The organism is uncultured Pseudophaeobacter sp. (assembly GCA_905479575.1).
Lineage (GTDB): Bacteria > Pseudomonadota > Alphaproteobacteria > Rhodobacterales > Rhodobacteraceae > Pseudophaeobacter.
Window position 1 is genome coordinate 86,135 of sequence record CAJQNB010000003.1, and the last position, 21,380, is coordinate 107,514.

General features: G+C 59.1%; 23 protein-coding genes. 10 read left to right on the forward strand and 13 right to left on the reverse strand.

Features of this window, described 5'->3' with window-relative positions; genetic code table 11:
• Window positions 1-5 precede the first annotated feature (5 nt).
• Window positions 6-1,079: an efflux RND transporter periplasmic adaptor subunit gene (locus QZ268_RS01235; protein ID WP_295446956.1), complete on the reverse strand. Its 1,074-nt coding sequence runs from the start codon at window positions 1,077-1,079 to the stop codon at window positions 6-8.
• Window positions 1,080-1,082: 3 nt separating this feature from the next.
• Window positions 1,083-1,514 carry a MarR family transcriptional regulator gene (locus QZ268_RS01240; protein ID WP_295446958.1) on the reverse strand — a complete coding sequence of 144 codons (432 nt, stop codon included), beginning with the start codon at window positions 1,512-1,514 and terminating at the stop codon, window positions 1,083-1,085.
• 228 nt (window positions 1,515-1,742) lie between these two features.
• Between QZ268_RS01240 and QZ268_RS01245 the strand changes: the two genes are divergently transcribed.
• Window positions 1,743-2,870: a beta-ketoacyl-ACP synthase III gene (locus QZ268_RS01245; protein ID WP_295446960.1), complete on the forward strand. Its 1,128-nt coding sequence runs from the start codon at window positions 1,743-1,745 to the stop codon at window positions 2,868-2,870.
• Window positions 2,871-2,948: 78 nt separating this feature from the next.
• Here the strand turns inward: QZ268_RS01245 and QZ268_RS01250 are convergent, their stop codons facing one another.
• A complete protein-coding gene (locus QZ268_RS01250) occupies window positions 2,949-3,425 on the reverse strand; it encodes a hypothetical protein (RefSeq protein ID WP_295446962.1) in 477 nt (158 codons plus the stop codon).
• A gap of 544 nt (window positions 3,426-3,969) precedes the next feature.
• Between QZ268_RS01250 and QZ268_RS01255 the strand changes: the two genes are divergently transcribed.
• Window positions 3,970-4,554: a thymidine kinase gene (locus QZ268_RS01255; RefSeq protein ID WP_295446963.1), complete on the forward strand. Its 585-nt coding sequence runs from the start codon at window positions 3,970-3,972 to the stop codon at window positions 4,552-4,554.
• On the opposite strand, the gene QZ268_RS01260 is transcribed toward QZ268_RS01255, so the two are convergent.
• The 5 genes from QZ268_RS01260 to QZ268_RS01280 form a co-directional block, all read right to left on the reverse strand.
• A complete protein-coding gene (locus QZ268_RS01260; protein ID WP_295446965.1) occupies window positions 4,551-5,501 on the reverse strand; it encodes a D-glycerate dehydrogenase in 951 nt (316 codons plus the stop codon). The genes QZ268_RS01255 and QZ268_RS01260 overlap by 4 nt on opposite strands.
• Before the next feature lie 2 nt (window positions 5,502-5,503).
• Complete coding sequence (locus QZ268_RS01265) at window positions 5,504-5,842, reverse strand: tRNA-binding protein (RefSeq protein ID WP_295446967.1); 339 nt, start codon at window positions 5,840-5,842, stop codon at window positions 5,504-5,506.
• The gene (gene proC / locus QZ268_RS01270) at window positions 5,835-6,650 is read right to left on the reverse strand and encodes a pyrroline-5-carboxylate reductase (protein WP_295446969.1); all 816 of its coding nucleotides are present in this window, start codon (window positions 6,648-6,650) and stop codon (window positions 5,835-5,837) included. The genes QZ268_RS01265 and proC overlap by 8 nt, the downstream gene beginning before the upstream one ends.
• Before the next feature lie 43 nt (window positions 6,651-6,693).
• On the reverse strand, window positions 6,694-7,194 hold the full coding sequence (locus tag QZ268_RS01275; RefSeq protein WP_295446971.1) for a YbjN domain-containing protein: 501 nt from the start codon (window positions 7,192-7,194) through the stop codon (window positions 6,694-6,696).
• A gap of 675 nt (window positions 7,195-7,869) precedes the next feature.
• Window positions 7,870-8,112 (reverse strand): accessory factor UbiK family protein, encoded by a 243-nt coding sequence (locus QZ268_RS01280; protein ID WP_295446973.1) that lies wholly within the window; start codon window positions 8,110-8,112, stop codon window positions 7,870-7,872.
• Window positions 8,113-8,209: 97 nt separating this feature from the next.
• On the opposite strand from QZ268_RS01280, the gene lgt reads away from it, so the two are divergent.
• The 5 genes from lgt (at window position 8,210) to QZ268_RS01305 (ending at window position 12,502) form a co-directional block, all read left to right on the forward strand.
• A complete protein-coding gene (gene lgt / locus QZ268_RS01285) occupies window positions 8,210-9,109 on the forward strand; it encodes a prolipoprotein diacylglyceryl transferase (RefSeq protein ID WP_295446975.1) in 900 nt (299 codons plus the stop codon).
• Entirely contained in the window at window positions 9,106-10,176 is a 1,071-nt protein-coding gene (locus QZ268_RS01290) for an SAM-dependent methyltransferase (RefSeq protein ID WP_295446977.1), read from the forward strand. Before lgt ends, QZ268_RS01290 begins: the two co-directional genes overlap by 4 nt.
• On the forward strand, window positions 10,173-10,928 hold the full coding sequence (gene pgeF, locus QZ268_RS01295) for a peptidoglycan editing factor PgeF (RefSeq protein WP_295446979.1): 756 nt from the start codon (window positions 10,173-10,175) through the stop codon (window positions 10,926-10,928). Before QZ268_RS01290 ends, pgeF begins: the two co-directional genes overlap by 4 nt.
• A 258-nt stretch (window positions 10,929-11,186) precedes the next feature.
• On the forward strand, window positions 11,187-11,348 hold the full coding sequence (locus QZ268_RS01300) for a hypothetical protein (RefSeq protein WP_295446981.1): 162 nt from the start codon (window positions 11,187-11,189) through the stop codon (window positions 11,346-11,348).
• 371 nt (window positions 11,349-11,719) lie between these two features.
• Window positions 11,720-12,502 carry a Hint domain-containing protein gene (locus QZ268_RS01305; RefSeq protein ID WP_295446983.1) on the forward strand — a complete coding sequence of 261 codons (783 nt, stop codon included), beginning with the start codon at window positions 11,720-11,722 and terminating at the stop codon, window positions 12,500-12,502.
• Window positions 12,503-12,615: 113 nt separating this feature from the next.
• On the opposite strand, the gene QZ268_RS01310 is transcribed toward QZ268_RS01305, so the two are convergent.
• On the reverse strand, window positions 12,616-13,116 hold the full coding sequence (locus QZ268_RS01310; RefSeq protein WP_122074032.1) for an Lrp/AsnC family transcriptional regulator: 501 nt from the start codon (window positions 13,114-13,116) through the stop codon (window positions 12,616-12,618).
• Between the two features lie 295 nt (window positions 13,117-13,411).
• On the opposite strand from QZ268_RS01310, the gene trxB reads away from it, so the two are divergent.
• The 3 genes from trxB (at window position 13,412) to QZ268_RS01325 (ending at window position 18,622) form a co-directional block, all read left to right on the forward strand.
• Window positions 13,412-14,356: a thioredoxin-disulfide reductase gene (gene trxB, locus QZ268_RS01315; protein ID WP_295446988.1), complete on the forward strand. Its 945-nt coding sequence runs from the start codon at window positions 13,412-13,414 to the stop codon at window positions 14,354-14,356.
• Window positions 14,357-14,556: 200 nt separating this feature from the next.
• A complete protein-coding gene (locus QZ268_RS01320; RefSeq protein ID WP_295446990.1) occupies window positions 14,557-16,275 on the forward strand; it encodes an adenylate/guanylate cyclase domain-containing protein in 1,719 nt (572 codons plus the stop codon).
• A 271-nt stretch (window positions 16,276-16,546) separates the two neighbouring features.
• Window positions 16,547-18,622 carry a bifunctional sulfate adenylyltransferase/adenylylsulfate kinase gene (locus QZ268_RS01325; protein ID WP_295446992.1) on the forward strand — a complete coding sequence of 692 codons (2,076 nt, stop codon included), beginning with the start codon at window positions 16,547-16,549 and terminating at the stop codon, window positions 18,620-18,622.
• 194 nt (window positions 18,623-18,816) lie between these two features.
• Here the strand turns inward: QZ268_RS01325 and QZ268_RS01330 are convergent, their stop codons facing one another.
• The 4 genes from QZ268_RS01330 to QZ268_RS01345 all read right to left on the reverse strand — a co-directional run.
• Window positions 18,817-19,701, reverse strand: coding sequence for a hypothetical protein (locus QZ268_RS01330; protein ID WP_295446994.1), 885 nt, complete (start codon window positions 19,699-19,701; stop codon window positions 18,817-18,819).
• Window positions 19,702-19,734: 33 nt separating this feature from the next.
• Window positions 19,735-20,619 (reverse strand): PhzF family phenazine biosynthesis protein, encoded by an 885-nt coding sequence (locus QZ268_RS01335; RefSeq protein WP_295446996.1) that lies wholly within the window; start codon window positions 20,617-20,619, stop codon window positions 19,735-19,737.
• Between the two features lie 133 nt (window positions 20,620-20,752).
• Window positions 20,753-20,986, reverse strand: a complete 234-nt coding sequence (locus QZ268_RS01340) for a DUF1150 family protein (RefSeq protein WP_295446998.1) — start codon at window positions 20,984-20,986, stop codon at window positions 20,753-20,755.
• Between the two features lie 5 nt (window positions 20,987-20,991).
• The coding region (locus QZ268_RS01345; RefSeq protein WP_295447001.1) for an Hsp20 family protein at window positions 20,992-21,380 on the reverse strand (389 nt) is incomplete at its 5' end.

A 21,380-nucleotide genomic window follows, 5' to 3' on the forward strand; every position in this document is an offset into this window, starting at 1 on the left:
CAGCCTCAGTTCGTAAAGCCGCTGAACCGGCGGACCTTTTGTCCGTCGATCAGGGCACTGCCACCGGTAGAGACAATTTCCTCCCCACCTTGCAGACCGGAAGAAATGGCAAAATCGCCATGTTGGGTTGCCACCAGCTCAACCTTGACCCAAGTCACCTCGCCGGTCTCGCCGCCTTTGGGGGTAAAAACCATAACGCCGGTGTCGCCTTCAGGTGTGGTCACAATCGCGGTGGAAGGCACCAGAATTCCCTGTTCACCGGTATCAACCTTGACCCGCACCGAGGCAGAGGCCCCCGGCAGGATCTGGCGGCCCTCTGGGGGCTGCATGCTAAAGGTCACCCGAAACGTCTGGCCAATATTGCTGGCCTCCGCGGTGAATTCGAGGATCTGAAGCGGAAAGCTTTCGTCGCTGCCGGGAAAGATGGCGATGGTTTCAACATTGTCACCGCGATCGGCGCGCTGAAACAGCACCTCCGGCACATCCACTTCGATATGCAGCTCTGACATGTCGTGCAGGCGCACAATTGGCGCCCCCGCCGCAACGGTGGTGAAATTCTCCACTTCGCGGGTGGAGACCAGGGCCTCAAACGGGGCGTTCAAGGTGGCATGGCGCAGTTCATATTCCGCATTGCGCAGGGCCACCTGCGCCAGCCCAGCCTGGGTTTGGGCATCTTCAATCGAGACCGCACTCACGGTGCCTTTCAACTGCTCCAGACGGCTGACAGTTCTGTCAGCCTGTTCTTTTTGCAGCCGCGCCTGTTCCAGGTTCAGTTCAAAAGGTTCCAGATCCAATTCAGCGATCAGCTGCCCCTGGGGCACAATATAGCCTTCGGCAACCGGAAAGCGCATCACCTGTCCGGGCACCTGAAAAGCCAGATCAACCGTCTGTTTGGCCGCCACTTGGCCAAAGAACTGCCGTTCCAGCAAGCGGGTGCCAGATTGCGTTGTCATCAGTTTCACCGGCTTGAGCACCTCTTCCGCCTGCACAGCTGCGGGCGCGGTGATCCCAGCCACCAGCAACGCTGGACCGGCCAATACCGGCATCAGAGCCACGGCTATCTTTTGCAATAGGGGCATGTCTTATCTCTCCTTGCCGGGACAGCGGTTGGCAGCCCCCAAAAACGTCTTTTGTAGTTTATCTGATAACACAGAAAATTTCTGTATATCGTCGTCATTAAGGTCACAAATCTCGCGAAAGGCCTGCTCTGCCCGCTTTTCCAGCGCCGCGCGCAGGCTGCGGCCCTTGGCGGTGAGCTGCAGCAAAAAGGCACGTCGGTCCTGGGCATCACGCAGCCGCACTGCCAGGCCATCCTGTTCAAGCCGGTCGGCGGCCATGGTCACGCTAGAGGGCACCAGCATCAATGTCTTTGCCAGCTCTCCCAGGCGACGCGGGTGGTCCAGCTGCAGCAAAAGATAGCATTCCGCCCGTCCCAGGCCGCTGATGATTTCCTGTTTTCCCAGGGCATCTTCCATACGCCAGTATAGCGCGAACATCGCAAGCAATACCCTCATTTCAGGGCTGGCCTGCTGGTCAACAGTGGTGGGCGGTGCGGTTTTTGACATTTTGGACCGGATCAATTTCTGGTGATTCCCATGCTATAGTTCAGTCGCTGAACCTTTCATGTGATGAACATCACACTTCTGTTGCCAAAACCCGGCAACCAGCCCCGTCGTAAACCTTGACCTTTGGGTAAAAAAAGCGCCACAAATGTAGCGTTTCTTCCCCATAGGGTCTCTGTCATGTACACAGCCGCAATTACCGGCACCGGGGTCTTCACCCCCTCCGAAACCATCACCAATGCTGAGCTGGTCGAGGCCTATAACGCCTATGCCGACAGGATAAACGCCGAAAACGCCGAGGCCATCGCTGCAGGCAGCTTTACCGCCCTGCCGCAGTCCTCGGAGGAGTTCATCTTTAAAGCTTCTGGTATCGAACAGCGCTATGTGCTTGATAAAAAGGGTATTCTCGACCCCGAAATCATGTACCCGCAGCTGCGCCAACGTGATGATTCAGAACCCGGCATTATGGCAGAAATCGCTCTGGACGCGGCCAAAAAGGCGCTAAAACAAGCCGGAAAGACCGCCGAGGACGTTGATCTGGTGATCTGTGCCGCCTCCAATATGGAACGCGCCTACCCTGCGGTTGCCATCGAAATCCAGGACCTGTTGGGAATCAAGGGCTTTGCCTTTGACATGAATGTTGCCTGTTCCTCTGCCACCTTTGGCATTCAGACCGCCGTTGATATGATCCGCTCGGGCAGCATTCGCGCCGCCCTGGTGGTCAACCCAGAGATCTGTTCCGGCCATCTGGAGTGGCGCGACCGCGATTGCCATTTTATCTTTGGCGATGTGGCAACCGCCACCCTGGTGGAACGGATCGAGAATGCCAAAGGCGACCATTTCGAGGTGATCTCAACCCGCTGCGCCACTGAGTTCTCCAACAATATCCGCAACAATAACGGCTTTCTGCGTCGCTCGCGTCCCGATGGCGTGGAAGATCGGCGCGATATGCAGTTCATGCAGAATGGCCGCAAGGTGTTCAAGGAAGTGCTGCCTATGGTCAGCCAGCATATTGCCAACCATATGGCAGATGAAGGCATCCAGCGCGATGCGCTGAAACGGCTCTGGCTGCATCAGGCCAATAAATCCATGAATGACTTCATTGGCAAAAAGACCCTGGGGCGGACGCCTGCTGCGGATGAGCAGCCCAATATCCTGCAAGACTATGCAAATACCTCTTCTGCAGGCTCGATTATTGCCTTCTCAAAATACTCCGAAGATCTCGGCGAAGGCGATCTGGGGCTGATCTGTTCCTTTGGTGCGGGCTACTCTGTTGGGTCGGTAATTCTGCGCCGCCACAGCGCCTAAGACAGGATTGCCCGTAAACAAAAACTGCGCGCCACTGGCGCGCAGAAAACCTGCTGCAAAGCATTCAACCCTACTGGTCTAGGTGCTTTCTTCTTCGAGGTGGAGCTTCATGTCGAGCAGCACATGTTGCAGCATGACTGTTTCCCGCAGCAGCCTCTTGGCCTCATTCACTGTGATAATCCCGTCTTCGATGGCGGTTTGATACTCGCTCATCAAAAAAGCAAATCGCTGGCTCAGCGCGATCACATCGGCATTCACCCCACCGCTGCGGGCGGTGTTGCTGCCATCGCTGTTGCTGCCGGCTGTGGTGCCGTAGGACAGCGTGATGTTTTTCAGATCCGCCAGCGCAGAGGTCACATGCGGATAGGAAGCCTCTTTCTCCAGCTTAGCCACGGCATCAACCGGCATAAACCGGTCCGTATGTTCTGAATTGTCGGAATAATATCGTCCCAAAGTCGCCTTGGACTTACCGGTGATCTGGCAGGCTGCCTCGATCCCAACATCCTTTACCAGGGCCTCAGTATGCTTTTTCAGGTAGGTACCAATCTCTGCCATAAATTCTCACCAGCCATGCCGTGCCAAAAGGGGAAGGTCGGGAATAATTTCCCATGATGATGTTGTAAAGTATTTGCTAATATTTCACCATCCCTAAGGTTTTCAGGGATTTAGCAAGTAACGGTGGGTATATTCTGGCCCGCCAAGGTGTTTCAGAGCCAACTTAGTGAGTGGGTTTGGTTATGACACGGGATACATTTCCCCGTGCTTTTAGAGTGGGCAACGTTATTCGCCTAAGTACCCTTCCTGATGTGTCGGCATCTTATGCCGACCAACCCTTGGACAGCAGGTCCTGGGTGTCAGGGAGGGTATGACCATCGCGCGCCGCCTGCAAAATCACGCCAGAAAAACGATCTGGATTCCGCTTAACACATTAATAATAAGTGACATTATTCTAAATCCTCCAGAGGTTCAGATCCTTTTGGTCTGGGATTTTCACCCTGCCAAAGTCCCCCAGCTGCAGCGGTCATCTACTATGAGATTTTCGCAATTGCCCCGCGCCTACCTCTTGCTCCCGCTGTCTGTGACGCAGTAAGGGGACGGCATGGCAAAGCTCTATTTCAACTACTCGACCATGAACGCCGGAAAATCGGCGGTTCTGTTGCAGGCGTCTCATAACTACCGCGAAAACCACATGGATACCTATCTGCTGACGGCGCAGATCGACTCGCGTGCGGGCGAAGGGAGAATCGCTTCGCGCATTGGCATCAGTGAAGCGGCCGACACCTTTGCCCCCGGCGAAGACCTGTTTGCCAAGATCAAAGCACGTCTTGCTGAAAGTGACGTCGCCAGTATCTTTGTGGATGAAGCCCAGTTTCTGACCAGCGATCAAGTCTGGCAGCTGGCCCGGGTGGTGGACGATCTTCGGGTGCCGGTGCTGTGCTACGGGCTGCGCGTGGATTTCCAGGGGCAGTTGTTTCCCGGCTCAGCTGCCCTCTTGGCGCTGGCCGATGAAATGCGCGAGGTGCGCACAATCTGCCATTGCGGCAAGAAGGCGACCATGGTGATCCGTCAAGATGCCACAGGCCGCGCCATCACCAAGGGCGACCAGGTCCAGATCGGCGGCAATGAAAGCTATGTCTCTTTGTGCCGCCGCCACTGGCGCGCCGCTGTCGCTGCTGAGAACTAGACCGCGTTTGGCAGGGGCGCTCCTGCCACAAAGGCGGCGATATTGTCCAAGGCCATATGCCCCATATCACTCCGCACCTCTTCGGTTGCGGTGCCCAGATGCGGCAGCAGCGTCACATTATCAAGATCCCGCAGTGCCTGCGGCACCTCTGGCTCGAACTCATAGACATCCAGGCCCGCTCCGGCGATACGCTGTTCTTGCAAAGCCGCAACCAAGGCCTGCTGCTGAACCACTTCGCCGCGCGCGATGTTGATCAGATGGGCGTGGGGCTGCATCGCTGCCAGCACATGTTCATCCACCAGATGCCGCGTCTCTGCGCCGCCGGGGACCGCCACCACGAGAAAATCCACCGCCGCCGCCAGCTGCTGCAAATCCGGCAATCGCGTGACAGGAAAGCCCGGGGATTTGTCACTGCGCGCGGTGTAAAATACCTGCATGCCAAAACCAAAGTGGCAGCGCCGGGCAATAGCCGCACCAATGCGCCCCATGCCGATCACACCCAACGTCTTGCCGGTCACATGCTGGCCCAGCATCTGCGTCGGATGCCATCCCGGCCAGTCGCCACTGCGCACCAGACGTTCGCCCTCAGCGGCGCGACGCGCAGACATCAAGAGCAGGGTCAGGGCGGTATCCGCCGTCGCATCGGTCACAGCACCTGGCGTATTGCTGACCAAAACCCCAGCAGCAGAGGCCGCCGCCACATCTATGTGGTTAAATCCAACGCCAAAATTGGCCAAAAGCCTGCACCGCGGCTCTGCAACCTCTGCAAAGACCCCAGCATCAAAGCCATCGCCCAGCGTTGGCATCACCAAATCATAGTCCCGCAGCGCGCTGACCATCTCGTCATGGCTTAGCACCGTGGTCTCCGAACGGATCACCACGTCAAACTCTGCCCGCGCCCGCGCCTCTACCGCCGCAGTCATCGGGCGGGTAATCAACAGTTTCATCGTCAATGCATCCTACCACCCAAAGGCACCGGACCATCGGGGCCAACCAGCCGGATTTCTCCAGCCTCATCCGGCAGGCCCAGCACCAGCACCTCTGACATGAATTTGCCAATCTGGCGCGGCGGAAAATTCACCACTGCCATCACCTGTTTGCCAATCAGCCCCTCGGGGGTGTAATGCGCCGTCACCTGGGCCGAGGTTTTTTTCTCGCCAATCTCGGGCCCGAAGTCGATCCAGATCTTGATCGCCGGTTTGCGGGCCTCCGGGTAGGCCTCGGCCCGGATCACCTCGCCGACGCGAATATCCACCTGCAGAAAGTCGTCAAATGTAATCTCAGCCACGGGACAGCTCCTTGGAGCGCTGGGTCGCCGCCGCCACCGCGCGGGTCAGCAGATCGGGAAAGCCGCTCTCTTCATTCATCAGCACCTCAAGCGCCGCCTGGGTGGTGCCATTGGGGCTGGTGACATTGACGCGCAGCTGGCTGGGAGTTTCCTCGGCCGCCTGCGCCAGTGCCCCGGCCCCGGCAACCGTCGCCTTGGCCAATTGCATCGCCAGATCTGCGGGCAGCCCCTGTGCTTCGCCAGCGGCGGCAAGGGTCTCAATCAAATGAAACACATAGGCCGGACCAGAGCCACTGACCCCGGTGACGGCATCCATCTGCGCCTCACTGTCCAGCCGCACGGTCTGGCCAATCGCCGCCAGCAGGGCCTCAGCCATATCCAGATTTGCTGCCGAAGCATGGTCATTGCCGATGATCGCCGTGATCCCCTGACCAATGGCCGCCGGAGTATTGGGCATGGCGCGCACAATGGGGGTCTGCGCCCCCAGGGTTTCCTCAAAACTGGTGATTGATGTCCCCGCCGCAACCGAAACAAACAGCGTCTCGCCATTGCCCAGCGCCTGCAATTTTGGCAAGGCGTCGCCCATCATCTGCGGTTTGACCGCAACCAGAACCAGGGCAGGCATCGCCGGCAGGTCGACATTGATATGTACACCCGTGGCCTGCAGCCAGTCTGACGGGTTGGGATCCAGCACCCAGACCGAAGAGGCAGGCAATCCCCCCTTCAGCCAGCCCGCCAGCATGGCCGAGCCCATCTTGCCACAGCCCAGCAGCACCAGCCCACGTGTTTCAATATCACTTGTGATCATCCGCTCACCCTTTGCCACTCAATTGTCTTCTCAGCACAGAGACTTACGCCCGACCATAGGCCTCTGCAATGGCAACCTGTATTGCCTCATGCGGGGATTTGTCTGCCCAGGTAGTAAGCTGAATCGCCGGATAGTAGCGCTCGCAATTGGACACAGCCGCATGGATCATCGCATCAACCTGCTCCGGGCTGGCAGACTGTCCACCGGCCAGAACCAACCCATAGCGATACAGCATCACCTTGTGATCAGCCCAATAGGTAAAGCCCCCCGCCCAGCATTGATCATTCATCAGATTGATCAACTCATATAGCTGCGGGATCTTGGGCGCAGGCGGTTCCATCTCATAGCTACAAACCAGTCGCAGCGTTTCCTCATAGGCCGACCAGGCCAGGGTGAGTGAATAGGTACGCCACTGGCCTTCTACCGCCATGGCAATCTGGTCATCCCCGATACGATCAAAATCCCAGTCGTGATGGGCCGCCAGGTTTTCGACAATATCAATCGGGTGAATATCGTCGTCCAGATGAAATTCGGAAAGGGCCATGTCTCACCTCTCAGGTCTCTAGCCGTTGGGACCGATTTTACCCCCTACAGCTAGGTTTCTGGTCAACGGACCGGGGAGCATCCCCGCCTCCATACTAGATATGGTGGCAAGGGGTGTAGACTCTGGCAACCCTTTATTTGGGGATATCTTCAATAAGTTGTGGACGAATAACTGTGGGCCGCAAGATATCGGCACTTTTGCGCGCCAAATATGCTGTTTGGAGAAACTCCAGCGCCTGGTTCCAGATTACGCCACTTAACGTAACGGGCGCGGCAGGCCGGCCAATGGCCCCTACCCTGCTCTGATCGGCAGCCGCCCACCCGGTGACGCGCCGCAGCGCTTTGCACCAGCCCCCAAGCAGGCTCCGTGCCGGGACAAGGCCACATCAACCACAGGTCCACAACAAGACTGGCCTACAGCAACCTCAGGCCAACACCGAAACGGAGACCTCTACAGAGACTTGTGTTTCATCTTTCTAAAAATACCTCCGCCGGAGGCAACCCAGATCTCGGCTTGATGCGGCCAACAGCTCTGAAGCGGCACAGGCAGCTTCTGCAGCAAGACAGGCACCTCCTGGTGCCCCGCAGGCCCGACATGTCACAACAGGGCCTTCTCCAGCCGGGACTATTTCAAACTGAAAGCTCCGCCGTTCTCCCGCCAGGATACACAGGATTGTCAGCCTTTATTCTCAAGCGCGTCCAGGCGCGCCTTCAGGGCTTCATTCTCTTCCCGCGCTTTCTGAGCCATAGCGCGCACAGCATCAAATTCCTCACGGGTGACAAAATCGTGATCCGCCAGCCAGCGGTCCATCAGGCTCTTCATCGCGGTTTCTGCCTCGTCCTTTGCGCCCTGGGCCACGCCCATTGCATTGGTCATCAGCTGCGAAATGTCGTCCATGATCTTGTTTCGGCTCTGCATCATCTTCTCCGTATCACTCATTCCCCCTATATGGAGGCGCAAAGGGTCGCGGGCAAGCCGTTGACTTTCAATTGCGCGCAAAGGCATTCAGGACCACATGCAGGCCATGATCCACTTCCCCGACATTTCGCCCGAGATTTTCTCGATTCCCCTGTTTGGCATGGAGTTTGCCCTGCGTTGGTACGCTTTGGCTTATATCGCAGGCATTGTGATTGCCTGGCGCCTCGCTGTCAGCGCGCTCAAATCGCCTGCGCTCTGGCCGGGGCAAAAGCCACCGATGCGCCCCGAACAGGTCGAAGATCTGCTGACCTGGATCATTCTGGGGGTGATTCTCGGCGGGCGTCTAGGGTTTGTGCTGTTCTACCAGCCCGGCTACTACCTGTCGCATCCCAGCGAGATCCTGCGGATCTGGCAGGGCGGCATGGCCTTTCATGGTGGCCTGCTCGGGGTCATTGTCGCGGCCTGGGCCTATGCTCACCGCCACGGGGTTTCCAAACTGCAGATGGCTGATCTGGTAGCCTATACGGTTCCGGCCGGGCTGCTGCTGGGGCGTCTGGCCAATTTCATCAATGCCGAGCTCTGGGGCCGCCCCACCGATCTGCCCTGGGGCGTCGCCTTTCCCGGACAGGCGGCTCAGGCCTGCGGTCAGGCCCTGGGAGAGCTCTGCGCCCGCCACCCCTCGCAGCTCTATGAAGCCGCGATGGAGGGGTTGCTGCTCGGCGCGGTGCTGATCTGGCTAACCTGGCGACGCCAAAGCCTGCTGCGGCCCGGCTTGAACCTGGGCGTGTTTCTGGCCGGCTATGGCCTGGCCCGGTTTATTGTCGAATTCTTTCGCCAGCCCGATGCGCAGTTTGTCACCCCCGGCAATCCCCTGGGCCTGGCCTGGCAGCTGGGGGGCTATGGGCTCACCATGGGGCAAGCCCTTTCCGTGCCGATGATCGCGCTGGGGCTTTATTTTGCCCTGCGGCGCAAACCCAGCCCGGATCCGGCCCCATGAGCCCCCTAAAAGACCAGTTAATAGCCCGGATCAGCAGCGACGGCCCCATCAGCCTGGCCGACTATATGAGCGAATGCCTGCTGCACCCCGACCTGGGCTATTACACCAGCCAAACCCCTTTTGGCGCCCAGGGGGATTTCACCACCGCGCCGGAAATCAGCCAGATGTTTGGTGAGCTCATCGGCCTGTCCCTGGCCCAGTGCTGGTTGGATCAGGGCGCGCCCGCCCCCTTTACCCTGGCAGAGCTCGGCCCCGGACGCGGCACCCTGATGGCGGATCTGCTGCGGGCCACCCGCGGTGTGCCCGGCTTTCACGCAGGGCTCAGGCTGTATCTGGTTGAGGCCTCGCCCGCCCTGCAACAGCAACAGGCACAAGCGCTGGCAGGCTATGACGTCACCTGGGTCGATAGCGTCGACGCGCTGCCACATCAGCCGCTGTTTCTGGTCGCCAATGAGTTTTTCGACGCCCTGCCCATCCGCCAATTTGTCCGCGACAGCGACGGCTGGCGCGAAAAACGTGTTGGCCTGGTGGCCAATAGTCTGAGCTTTGGACTGGGACCAGAAGCGCCGCAACCTGCGTTGGAGCACCGCCTGCAGGACACCAAAGCCGATGACCTGGTCGAGCTGAGCCCGGCAACCGCCCCCATCACCGCCGCTTTGGCCCAGCGCATTGCCAGCCAGGGCGGCGGCGCCTTGATCATCGACTACGGCGATTGGCGCTCTTTGGGCGATACTCTGCAAGCGCTAAAAGCCCATGCGCCCATCGACCCGCTGCAAACCCCGGGCGAGGCAGATCTGACCGCCCATGTTGATTTTGAGGTGCTCTGCTCTGTCGCGGCAGGGGCGGGCTGCGCCTATAGCAAACTCACCCCGCAGGGCGTGTTTCTGGAACGGCTCGGCATCACCGATCGCGCCCGCGCGCTGGCCGCAGGGCTGGAGGGCGCGGCGCTGGAAAGCCTGATCGCGGCACATCGACGGTTGACGCATCCGACGGAAATGGGAAACCTGTTCAAAGTACTGGGTCTGACCCCGGCCAATATCGCCCCACCACCAGGATTAAATGCATGACGCTGGAAATACTCACCTCTGAGCTGTTGGATACTGTGCACCACGGGTTTTTCACCCGTCGCGGCGGTGCCTCCTCGGGAATTTTTCAGGGGTTAAACTGCGGCGTTGGTTCCAGCGACCAACGTGGGGCGGTGACGCTCAACCGCGCCCGTGTCGCCGAGGCGATGAATGTGGCCCCCACGGCGCTGGTTGGCGTGCATCAAATTCATTCCCCGGATGTGGCCGTCATCACCGGCCCCACCGCAGCGCGCCCCCGCGCCGACGCAATGGTCACAAACACCCCCGGTGTGGCGCTGGGTATTCTGACAGCGGATTGCCAGCCCGTGCTGTTTGCCGACGCAGAGGCCGGGGTCATTGGTGCGGCCCATGCCGGCTGGCGCGGGGCGCTTGACGGGGTGTTGGAGGCAACATTGCAGGCGATGGAGGATCTGGGCGCAGACCGTGCCAAGACCTGCGCGGTCATTGGCCCCTCGATCTCGCAACGCGCCTATGAGGTCGGCCCTGAGTTCTTTGACGATTTTCTGCAAAAAGACCCGGATCATAGCCGTTTCTTTGCCCAGGGCCGGGAGGGGCGCTATCAGTTTGACCTGCCTGGCCTGGGGCTGCACCTGCTGCGGCAGGCGGGCATTGGTCAGGCCGAATGGACACGCCACTGCACCTACAGCAATGCAGAGCTGTTTTACTCCTACCGCCGCACCACCCATGCTGGCGAAGCCGACTACGGAAGGTTAATTTCCTGCATCACCCTGTGAGGGCAGATCTGGGCAGTGCTGCGCCATTTTTGCCCAAATCCCCCGGCTTACCAGCCGGGATTTTTCTAAAAGCGCCAAGAATTTTATATAAAACATAATGACTTGACGCCGCGCACGCCAGACCTGCGTCTGGTGCGGCTCTGCCTGGCGGGCAGTCACACAATTCCACCGATGAGCCACATTCTGGGCGTAATGATTACCGATAAAGGGATCAACAGAGCCGCGACAGCACCGCTCATCCCAGGTAGGAGACGCACAATGAAAGCCAGAGAACGGTTTTTGAAATCGGCAATTTCGACTGCAAAATCAGAGACTACGAAAATGCCCTGGAGCCGAGGATCGGTCCGTGAGGCGCATCTGGTCCAGCGGCGAACATCGCAAAAAGACCTGCCTGCCGCAGCGCGGTTGAAACGCGCCTAAGCGCGGATTCCTGTGGCCAAAGATCCGCGCAGCCCAAGTCAGACTGTCTCATGGAATTTTATATGAGCCCGCTGCAGCCCCCGGATCCCGCCAAGGCCCTCCGTTTGCGGTGACCCTTTTTTAGTCAATACCCGCCACAGTCTTTACGGAACCAACCTCCAGGTCAGCTCCCTTGCAGCACCTTCTGGGCCGTTGAGACATTACATACAAGGCACCGTCGTGCACATTTTTACGATGCAGAACACAGCGCACTTCTCTGGCCAGTTTCAGGCCCCCATCCCTGGCCTGCCTCCCCGGCGCCAGGTCTCTCCATTTTCTGCCGATGGAGGGCGCGCGCCCCTGACGTGTTTTGCCAGAAAGGTCTTAAGCCAATGACACTTCCGCATTCCCTGCAACAGGCCGCTGCCAAGGCCGCAGAAAGCAGCGCACTTTTGCAAGATCCCGCCGCGCTGCGCCTGCCCAACAAAACGCAGTTACGGCGCTATGAGGTCAGCAGCCTGCTGCCCAATGGCGGCATCGCTGAGACCCGCCACATCGCCCCCGCCCTGCCGATCTTTGAGGATGCTTTTTGCGCCTTTACACGGGGCTCTTTGGTGGAAACCACCCAGGGGCCCATTGCGGTTGAAGACCTGCTGCCCGGCGACGAAATCCTCACCCAGGGTGGCGGCAGCCAGCCGCTGATCTGGAAAGGCTCCACCAGCCTGGTTCCCTCGCGCAGTGATGCCAAGGGGCGCTGCCATCGGCTGACCAGTTTCATGCCCGACAGTCTGGGGCTGCAAAAGCCCGCCTCCTGCGTTGTGGCCGGACCGGCGGCACGGCTGCTGCGCATGCCGCCGCAGATGCGCGGCACCACCGGTACACCGCTGCTGCTGACCCTGGCAGAAGAATTCCGCGATGGCATGAACATCTTTGAAACCGCGCCCCCCACCGTGGTCGACCTGTTCCACCTTTGTCTGCCAAAACATGCGGTGATCAAAGTCGGCGGGTTAGAGTTTGAGACCTATCACCCCGGCCCGGAGGCGCTAAAGCTGGTGAGCTATGCGATCAAGACGCTCTACTTCAATCTCTTTAGCCATGTGGATTCGCTGAGCGGATTTGGCCCACTGGCCTACGCGCGGGCAGCCGAAGCAACAGATAGCCCGCTGCGGGGCTAGTGCGCGCACTCGGGGGATGCCGGGGGAGCCTGTGCTTTGGCGCCCTAAAGCATAAAGCACCACTGCGCCGATACCAGGCTGCGGTCTGGGACCAGGTTGGGGTTTATCCGCCCTCAGGCTTCCCGTTGCAGGCGCTCTTCCAGCACATCAAAGGGAACACCTGGTTCATCCTTGGCGCCGCGAATAACCAGCGAGGTCTTGACGCTGGCCACATTGGGTGTGGTCAACAACTCTGAGGTCAGAAAGCTCTGAAAGGTGCTGAGATCTGGCGAGACACATTTCAAAATGAAATCCACCTCCCCGTTCAGCATATGACATTCGCGCACCAGCGGCCAGCTGCGGCACTGTTCCTCAAAGGCGGAAAGCTCTGCTTCGGCCTGGCTTTCCAGCCCGACCATGGCAAAAACCTGCACCTCAAAGCCCAGCTCCCGGGCGTTGACCTCTGCGTGGTAGCCGCCTATCAGGCCAGCCTCTTCCAGCGCACGGACGCGGCGCAGACAGGGCGGGGCCGAAATGCCGACCCGCTTGGCCAGTTCGACATTGGTCATGCGCCCATCGGCCTGCAATTCCGAGAGTATCTTGCGATCAATCGGATCAAGACGGGTTGTGACCATATGAAAAGCTCCTGTCGATTTTCGTTTCTTATAGCACCGCCGCAGGGCCACGCAATATTATTTCACAGAGGCGACCTAATCTTTGCAACAGCCAGATACAAGCGCCAATACGGGCGGCAAACGGGGCGGTGCCAAAATCGCAAAAGCGTGATCCCTGCGGGCTCCTGCCGTGCCCCTGGCGCGTCATCAGGGGTTTAAGAGCCGCAGCCCTGCCGCTATATGCAATGGCGACGGTGGCCGCAGCCACCACTTATAGCATCATGTGCAGCCTAGCTTGCAAATTTGGGGATACGAGATGAGCGACACGCGTCACACCAAGGTTCTGATCATTGGCTCCGGCCCGGCAGGCTATACCGCCGGCGTCTATGCGTCCCGCGCCATGCTGGAGCCGGTTCTGGTTCAGGGCATCGAGCCCGGCGGTCAGCTGACCACCACCACCGAGGTGGAAAACTGGCCCGGTGATAGTGAGGTGCAGGGGCCGGATTTGATGATCCGCATGCAGGACCACGCAAAGGCCATGGGCTGCGACATCATTGGCGACATCATTACTTCGTTGGACACCTCCCAGCGCCCCTTTGTGGCCAAAGGCGATAGCGGCACCACCTATACCGCTGATGCGGTGATCCTGGCCACCGGCGCCCGTGCCAAATGGCTGGGGCTGGAAACCGAAGAAAAATTCAAAGGCTTTGGCGTCTCGGCCTGCGCCACCTGCGACGGGTTCTTCTATCGCGGTCAGGAGATCGTGGTCATCGGCGGCGGCAACACCGCCGTTGAAGAAGCGCTGTTTTTGACCAACTTTGCCTCCAAGGTCACCCTGGTGCACCGCCGCGACGAGCTGCGCTCAGAAAAGATCCTGCAGGACCGCCTGTTCAAGAACAAAAAGATCGAGCCCCTGTGGTTTCATCAGCTGGAAGAAGTCTATGGCACCGACAGCCCCCTGGGCGTCGAAGGAATAAAGGTCAAAAACGTAAAGACGGGTGAAATCACCGATATCCCCTGCAAGGGCGTCTTTGTGGCCATCGGCCACGCGCCCGCCAATGAGCTGGTGAAAGACACCCTGGAGCTGCACAATGGCGGCTATGTCTCGGTTAAACCCGGCACCACCGAAACCTCGGTGCCCGGCGTTTTTGCCGCCGGCGATCTGACCGACCACAAATACCGCCAGGCGGTGACATCGGCCGGTATGGGGTGCATGGCGGCGCTGGATGCGGAACGGTTCCTGGCCGAACAGGAAGACTAAACCCAATCCCCCAGTGAAGCCTGCGACAGGCCGGGGGACACAGCTGCGCGTTTGCTGGTCGACCAATAGCTTTTTTGGTCGACCAGACCATCAGACCGCGGGACCGGTCTGCCCTGCCCCTTTTCCAGACTGCCAAAATACCTTGACCTGCCCAGGGAGTTCCAACACCTTGACGTGGTGCAATTGAAGGGGCCGTTCGCGTGACACATGTACTCTGGCGTGGGGATCTCATTCAACGCAGCCGCACGGTGAGCGGTGTGTTTCTGCTTGCCTATGCTTTGCTGCATTTCCTGAATATTGCCGCCGGGCTGGTCTCTGCTGATTTCATGTTTCAGGTGCAGGAATTCCGTCGCCTGCTCACCGGCCACCCACCTGGCCAGATACTGTTGTTTTCCGCGCTTTTCACGCATTTCTCCCTGGCCCTGTGGCAGGTTGCCAGCCGCAGAACCCTACGGATGAGCCCGGCACAAGCACTGCAGTTGATCCTGGGGCTTTTGATCCCTCTGCAATTGATCCAGCACCTGATCTTCACCAGCTATGCATCCAGCGCCTATGGGCTAGATGACGACATGCCCTCGATCATATTATTGATGTGGAATTCCCCAGAGATCTGGCAACAGTATCTGCTGCTGCTGGTGGTCTGGGTGCATGGCTGTATTGGGCTGCATATGTGGCTGCGGATCACCGACTGGTGGTCCCGGCTGTTGCCCTACATGATCGGCCTGGCCGTTCTTGTGCCCTCTCTTGCCCTGGCCGGACTGCTGACCGAAGGCCGTCGCATCTGGTCAGTCTTTATCCGCCCCGGCAATGCCTCGGTGATCCGCGACAGTTTTAACTGGCCGAATAACACGGCCTTTGCCCGCCTATATGAGATCTATGATTTTGCCTTTTGGCTGTTTATTGCCCTCCTCAGCGCGGCTGTGCTGATCTTTTATCTGCGCCGCTTTATCCGCAAACGGAAATCCCTGCAGATCCGCTATGAAAATGGCACCCAGATCACCATCGAACACGGGCTTACCCTACTGGAGATTTCTCAGCTCAACGGCATGCCGCATACCTCGCTTTGTGGTGGCAAGGGGCGCTGCACCACTTGCCGGATCGAAATCACCAAGGGGCTGGAAAACCTCGCCCCGCCCAGCAGCGCCGAGGCGCGGACGCTGAAAGCGATCAAAGCCCGCGATAATGTGCGGCTGGCCTGCCAGATCAGGCCAACTGCCTCGCTGTCGATCCAGCGCGTCTACCAGGCAAAAGGACGCCGCCAGGTCCATTCAGCCCAGGGCGTTGAAAAAACCATCGCGGTCCTGTTTTTAGATATTCGCGGCTTTACCGCACGCTCGGCCGGGTTGCTGCCCTATGACATTGTCTTTCTGCTGAACCGCTTCTTTGATGCTATCGTGCCTGAAATCACCATGGCCGGAGGCACCGTCGACAAATACATGGGCGATGGGCTGTTGGCCCTGTTTGAAATGAACAGCCCGGAACAGTCGGCCCAAGCAGGTATCACTGCCGCGGGCAATATTGGCGTCGCCCTGGCGCGCTTTAACAGGATGCTGGCCTCAGAGGGCGAAGACCCGGTGCGTATCGGCATGGGGCTGCATACCGGAACCGTTGTATTGGGGGAAATTGGCACCACCGACAACGCCCCCCGCACGTTGATCGGCTCCGCAGTAAATGCCGCCAGTCGGCTGGAGGCCAAAACCAAGGAGCTGGGGGTCGAGCTGCTGATTTCGGACTCTGTGGTGCAGGCGGCGGGCATGGTCGCGCCACAAGCGATGTTGCAGGATTTTTCCCTGCGCGGCGTCGACCATCCCGTCCGCGCCCTGCCGGTTGCCCAGGCCTCCACCCTGGAACAACTGCTGTCTCCCCTCACAGATCCAGAGGCGACCACATTTGCTGTCGCAACCGACCAGGAGCGCTGACCTTCGCCTCCCCGCCCTTGCGTTGCCCCCAACACCAAACGCTCAAACAGGCCAAACTTATCGTTCCTAAGTTTTGCCCCGGTGCGGTCCTGTGTCCCCCTCTGGGGAGCCCACCAGGAACAGCGCCCCCAGAACACCCGATAAATCAAACCAGACTGCGTTGCAGCCCTGCAATGCGGGCCTTTTGCACTAATTTGTGAGATTTTCCCCTTTGCAGCTGCAGCAATTTATGCGATGCGTTCACGCGTGAACATACACTGATCAAGACACCATGACTGCAGCCAACTCAAATCTTACCCCGGATGAGGAAGACCTGCTCTTCCGACTCCTGCGCCAGCTGGACCTGGCGCCGGAGGCCTCGCAGCGCGCGACGGCCTCGGCTTTGGGTATGTCCCTGGGCGGGTTGAACACCCAGCTGCGCGCGGCTGCGGATGCCGGATTGATCGCAATCAGCGACCGCCCCGGCCCCGACAAACGGCAGCGCTATACCTACACATTGACCAGGGCTGGCGCCTCCGAAAAACGTCGCCTGACCGATCAATTCCTCTCCCGCAAGCTCGCTGAATACAACGCGCTTTATGCGGAACTCACTGGCACAGCCAGCGGCTTGCCTCCCATTAAACACAGGACTCATCCAATGCAGAACAATCTGGCTCCTATCCCCGAGCTCTATGTCTCTTATGACTCTGCTCAAAAGCTGAAAATTGACGCAGGCGAACTGAAAAGCCACGACCTGACACCGCGCCAGATCTGCGATCTTGAGCTTCTGATGAATGGCGGCTTCAACCCGCTCAAAGGCTTCCTGACCGAGGATGACTACAACGGCGTTGTGGAAAACATGCGGCTGGCCGATGGGTCGCTCTGGCCGATGCCGATCAACCTGGATGTGTCCGAAGAGTTTGCCGAGACCCTGGAAGTGGGCGAAGACATCGCCCTGCGCGACCAGGAAGGCGTGATCCTCGCCACCATGACCGTTACCGACCGCTGGACGCCAAACAAGGCCCGCGAGGCCGAAATGGTATTTGGCGCCGACGATGACGCACATCCCGCGGTCAACTACCTGCACAACCAGGCTGGCAGCATCTATCTGGGCGGCCCTGTCACCGGCATCCAGCAGCCGGTGCACTATGATTTCCGCGCCCGCCGCGACACCCCAAATGAGCTGCGCGCCTATTTTCGCAAACTGGGCTGGCGCAAGGTCGTGGCCTTTCAGACCCGCAACCCGCTGCACCGCGCCCACCAGGAACTGACCTTCCGCGCCGCCCGCGAAGCTCAGGCCAACCTGCTGATCCATCCGGTTGTTGGCATGACCAAACCCGGCGACGTTGATCACTTTACCCGCGTGCGCTGCTACGAGGCCGTTCTGGACAAATACCCAGCCTCGACCACTGCGATGAGCCTGCTGAACCTGGCAATGCGTATGGCCGGCCCACGGGAAGCCGTCTGGCACGGGCTGATCCGCAAAAACCACGGTTGCACCCATTTCATCGTTGGCCGCGACCACGCCGGCCCCGGCAAAAACTCTGCCGGTGAAGATTTCTACGGCCCCTATGATGCGCAGGAACTCTTCCGCACCCATCAAGAAGAAATGGGCATCGAAATGGTCGATTTCAAACATATGGTTTGGGTATCGGAACGCGCGCAGTATGAGGCCATCGACGAGATCGAAGACAAGGATGATGTGACCATCCTCAACATCTCGGGCACCGAACTGCGCCGCCGTCTGGCCGAAGGTCTGGAAATCCCCGAGTGGTTCTCCTTCCCCGAGGTGGTCAAAGAACTGCGCCGCACCAAGCCACCGCGCTCCAAGCAGGGCTTCACCGTTTTCCTGACCGGGTTGTCTGGGTCGGGTAAATCCACCATCGCCAACGCGCTGATGGTCAAGCTGATGGAAATGGGTGGTCGGCCGGTGACCCTGCTGGATGGGGATATCGTGCGTAAAAACCTCAGCTCCGAGCTGGGCTTCTCCAAAGAGCACCGCGATCTCAACATCCGCCGCATCGGTTATGTCGCGTCGGAAATCACCAAGAACGGCGGTATCGCCATCTGTGCGCCCATTGCCCCCTATGCAACCACCCGCCGCGCCGTGCGCGAAGACGTGGAAGCCTTTGGCGCCTTTGTTGAAGTGCATGTCGCCACCTCGCTGGAAGAATGCGAGCGCCGCGACCGCAAGGGGCTGTATAAACTGGCCCGCGAAGGCAAGATCAAAGAGTTCACCGGGATCTCCGACCCCTATGATGTGCCAGTCAACCCAGAGCTGAGCGTAGAAACCGAAAATGTTGATGTGGACAACTGCGCCCATCAGGTTCTGCTCAAGTTGGAAAACATGGGGCTGATCGCAGGCTAAGCCGCCTGCCCGAACTGCCAACCCGAGCAGCCTGGGCAATCGCCCTGAACAGATAAACGGCCCGTCCTTCCCAAGGACGGGCCGTTTATTTGTCAGTCTCAGTCTCACCGTGGTTTTCCGCGATTACGGCGCGCCCCGGCGGACCTGAGTAAACTTCAGTTAATTGCGAAAGCCCTGCCTGAAACAGACCGCAGCTACAGACTGTCACGCAGGGCACGGGCGGCGCGCAACGACAGGTCGCCATAGTCTGCTGCGGCCTGTTTCAGGCGCCGCAAAGCAGGCAATCGCCGGGCATAGTCCTCTGGGCCGATCTGCTGAAACGCAGCCTCGAACTCCGCTTGGTTGCGGCAAAGAATGATTCCCTCGCCCTCAAAGAAATCACTGATATTCGGACAGCCCCAATACAGCGGCACCGTTTCACAAAGAATCGCATCAATCAGTTTTTCCGTGAAGCAGTTTTGCTCGCGCACATTTTCGATCACCACGGAATAGCGATAAGGTGCCAGCCCTTCCGATTTATCCTCAAAGGCCTTGTAGCCACGGCCCAGGATCTCCGCCTCGGGCATCTGCGCCTGCAGGTAGGCCACAATCTGATGGCGCAGCTTATGGCCAGGGTGATCATTCTTGGCCGAGGCGATCAGCGACAACTCTTTGGTTTTGGCGATCTGCAGCTCTTGCCACTCCGGCACCCAGGTGGTGCCAAAGGGCAGCATCAGCCCATTTGGCAACCGCGCCAAGAGCTGGGGGTCATAGGTAAAGACACGGAAAAAGCGCCGCGCACTTAGCCGCAATATGCGGTGGTGATCCGCAGACATGATCTTGGGTTCTGCCACAATCATCGAAATCCGCGCCGGGCAGCAGCGATGCGACTGGATATGCATGGCCCGCTTGGCAAAGACGATCAGGTGATCATGCGGCGCCATGTGTTTGACCTGTTTTCCAACCAGCCGATCAGGGCAGCCCAAAGGCCACTCCATCTCGCTGAGCGGGCGTTCGGCCAGGGCTTTGCCCAGTTTGCCACCATAGGGCATCACTGCAATCGCCGGCGGCGCGACATGGGCTGTCTCTGGGCCTGTCATAGTCATCGGTTCCCGTCAGTTCAGGATCTGAGATCAGGTTTGATCCGGCAGGTCAACAGAGCCGCGCATCAAAACAAAGCCGGTGCCGGACACCTTTATGCCCTGCAAGGCATCACAAGGGCCCAGCCGGGTGACCCGCGCCATGCCCGGTCGCCCCATGCCGTGGCCCTGTTCCGCGACAAAACTGTCCTGTTGCATCAGGCCATTGCGCCACAGATAGGCCGCCATCGCCCCGGTGGCAGAGCCGGTAAAGGGATCTTCGGGCGGGCTGGGCGGCGCCATCAACAGCCGCGAATAGGTATCCCCCAGCTCGGTTGCCCCCTGCAGGGTCACCAGAAACGGCTCCATCATATCAATGCCATCCGCCCCCAGCGCCTGGCCCAGCCTGGCCAGCGCCGGAAGATCAAGCTGCGCCTGCGCCAAGGCGGTCTGATCTTTGAGCACAGTTATGCAGAAGGGCAATCCGGTTGACACCTTTTGCGGCGCGCCCAAAATCGCCTCAACCGGCAATGAAATTGCCGCTGCCACCAGGGCGGGATCGGGTTTTGGCCCGAACTCTGGCGCAATCTGGGTCATTTCAATCTGATCGCCTGCAATGGTCACCGGCACGATGCCGGCGCCGGTCTCCAGCCGGATCTGACCCTCGCCAATCAACCCACGGTCGCGCATCGCGGCCACGGTGGCAATTGTGGGGTGACCCGCAAAGGGGATCTCGCGGCTGGCCAGAAAATAGCGCACTCGGATTTCGGCCAGATCAGACGGGCCGGTAAATGTACATTCAACCAATGACGTTTCACGCACATAGGCGGTGCAGGTCTCCACTGGCAAATGGGCGCCACCATGTACAACAGCGCAGCCATTGCCGCCAAAGGCCCGGTCCGAAAAGGCATCGACCCAGTCAAAATCAAATCTGCTCATCGAGCCGCCCCTATCTGCTTGATTCATTTGCGGGAAGCCTAGCCAAGATTGGGCTGAGGTTAAACCTCCCGCAAGAGCCAAGCCAATCGCCCGGGATCAGCTCAGTTCAGGCACGACAGTCGCGACCTGCGCCTTAGTGCACCGCAACCGGCGAGAAATCGTTTTGCCGGGCCAGAACAAAGGCCAGCTTGCGGTCGGTCACCACGGCGAGTTGTTCACCTTCGGCATCATGCACCGCATAAAGCTGTTCGCGCCCCTCGGCACTGGCCTGCATGTCTTTTGGCAGATCACCAACGGCAACCGTTTTTACATAGACAATGCGCGCGCCAGACGCGTCGGAAGTAGAGTTGTCAAACGGAGTATGCATGTTTCTTAACCCTTCTTGATATTGATTGTCTGAACCACGGTTTCCGGACGCGATCGCGTAAGATCCACGTGCAAAAGCCCGTTTTCCATCACGGCCTCGCCAACATCGACCCCATCGGCCAGCACAAACATGCGCTGAAACTGCCGGGCAGCGATTCCACGGTGCAGGAAGACCCGCCCGTCACTGTCTTCGCCCTGACGACCCCGGATCACCAACTGGCGATCCTCCACAGTTATGGCCAGATCATCTTCGGCGAACCCTGCCACCGCTAGCGTGATACAATAGCTGAAATCAGAAGTTTGTTCGATGTTGAAAGGCGGATAGCCTTCGTTTCCAGTCTTGGCGGTGCGTTCCAGCACCCGCTCAAGCTGCTCAAATCCCAGCATATGGGGAT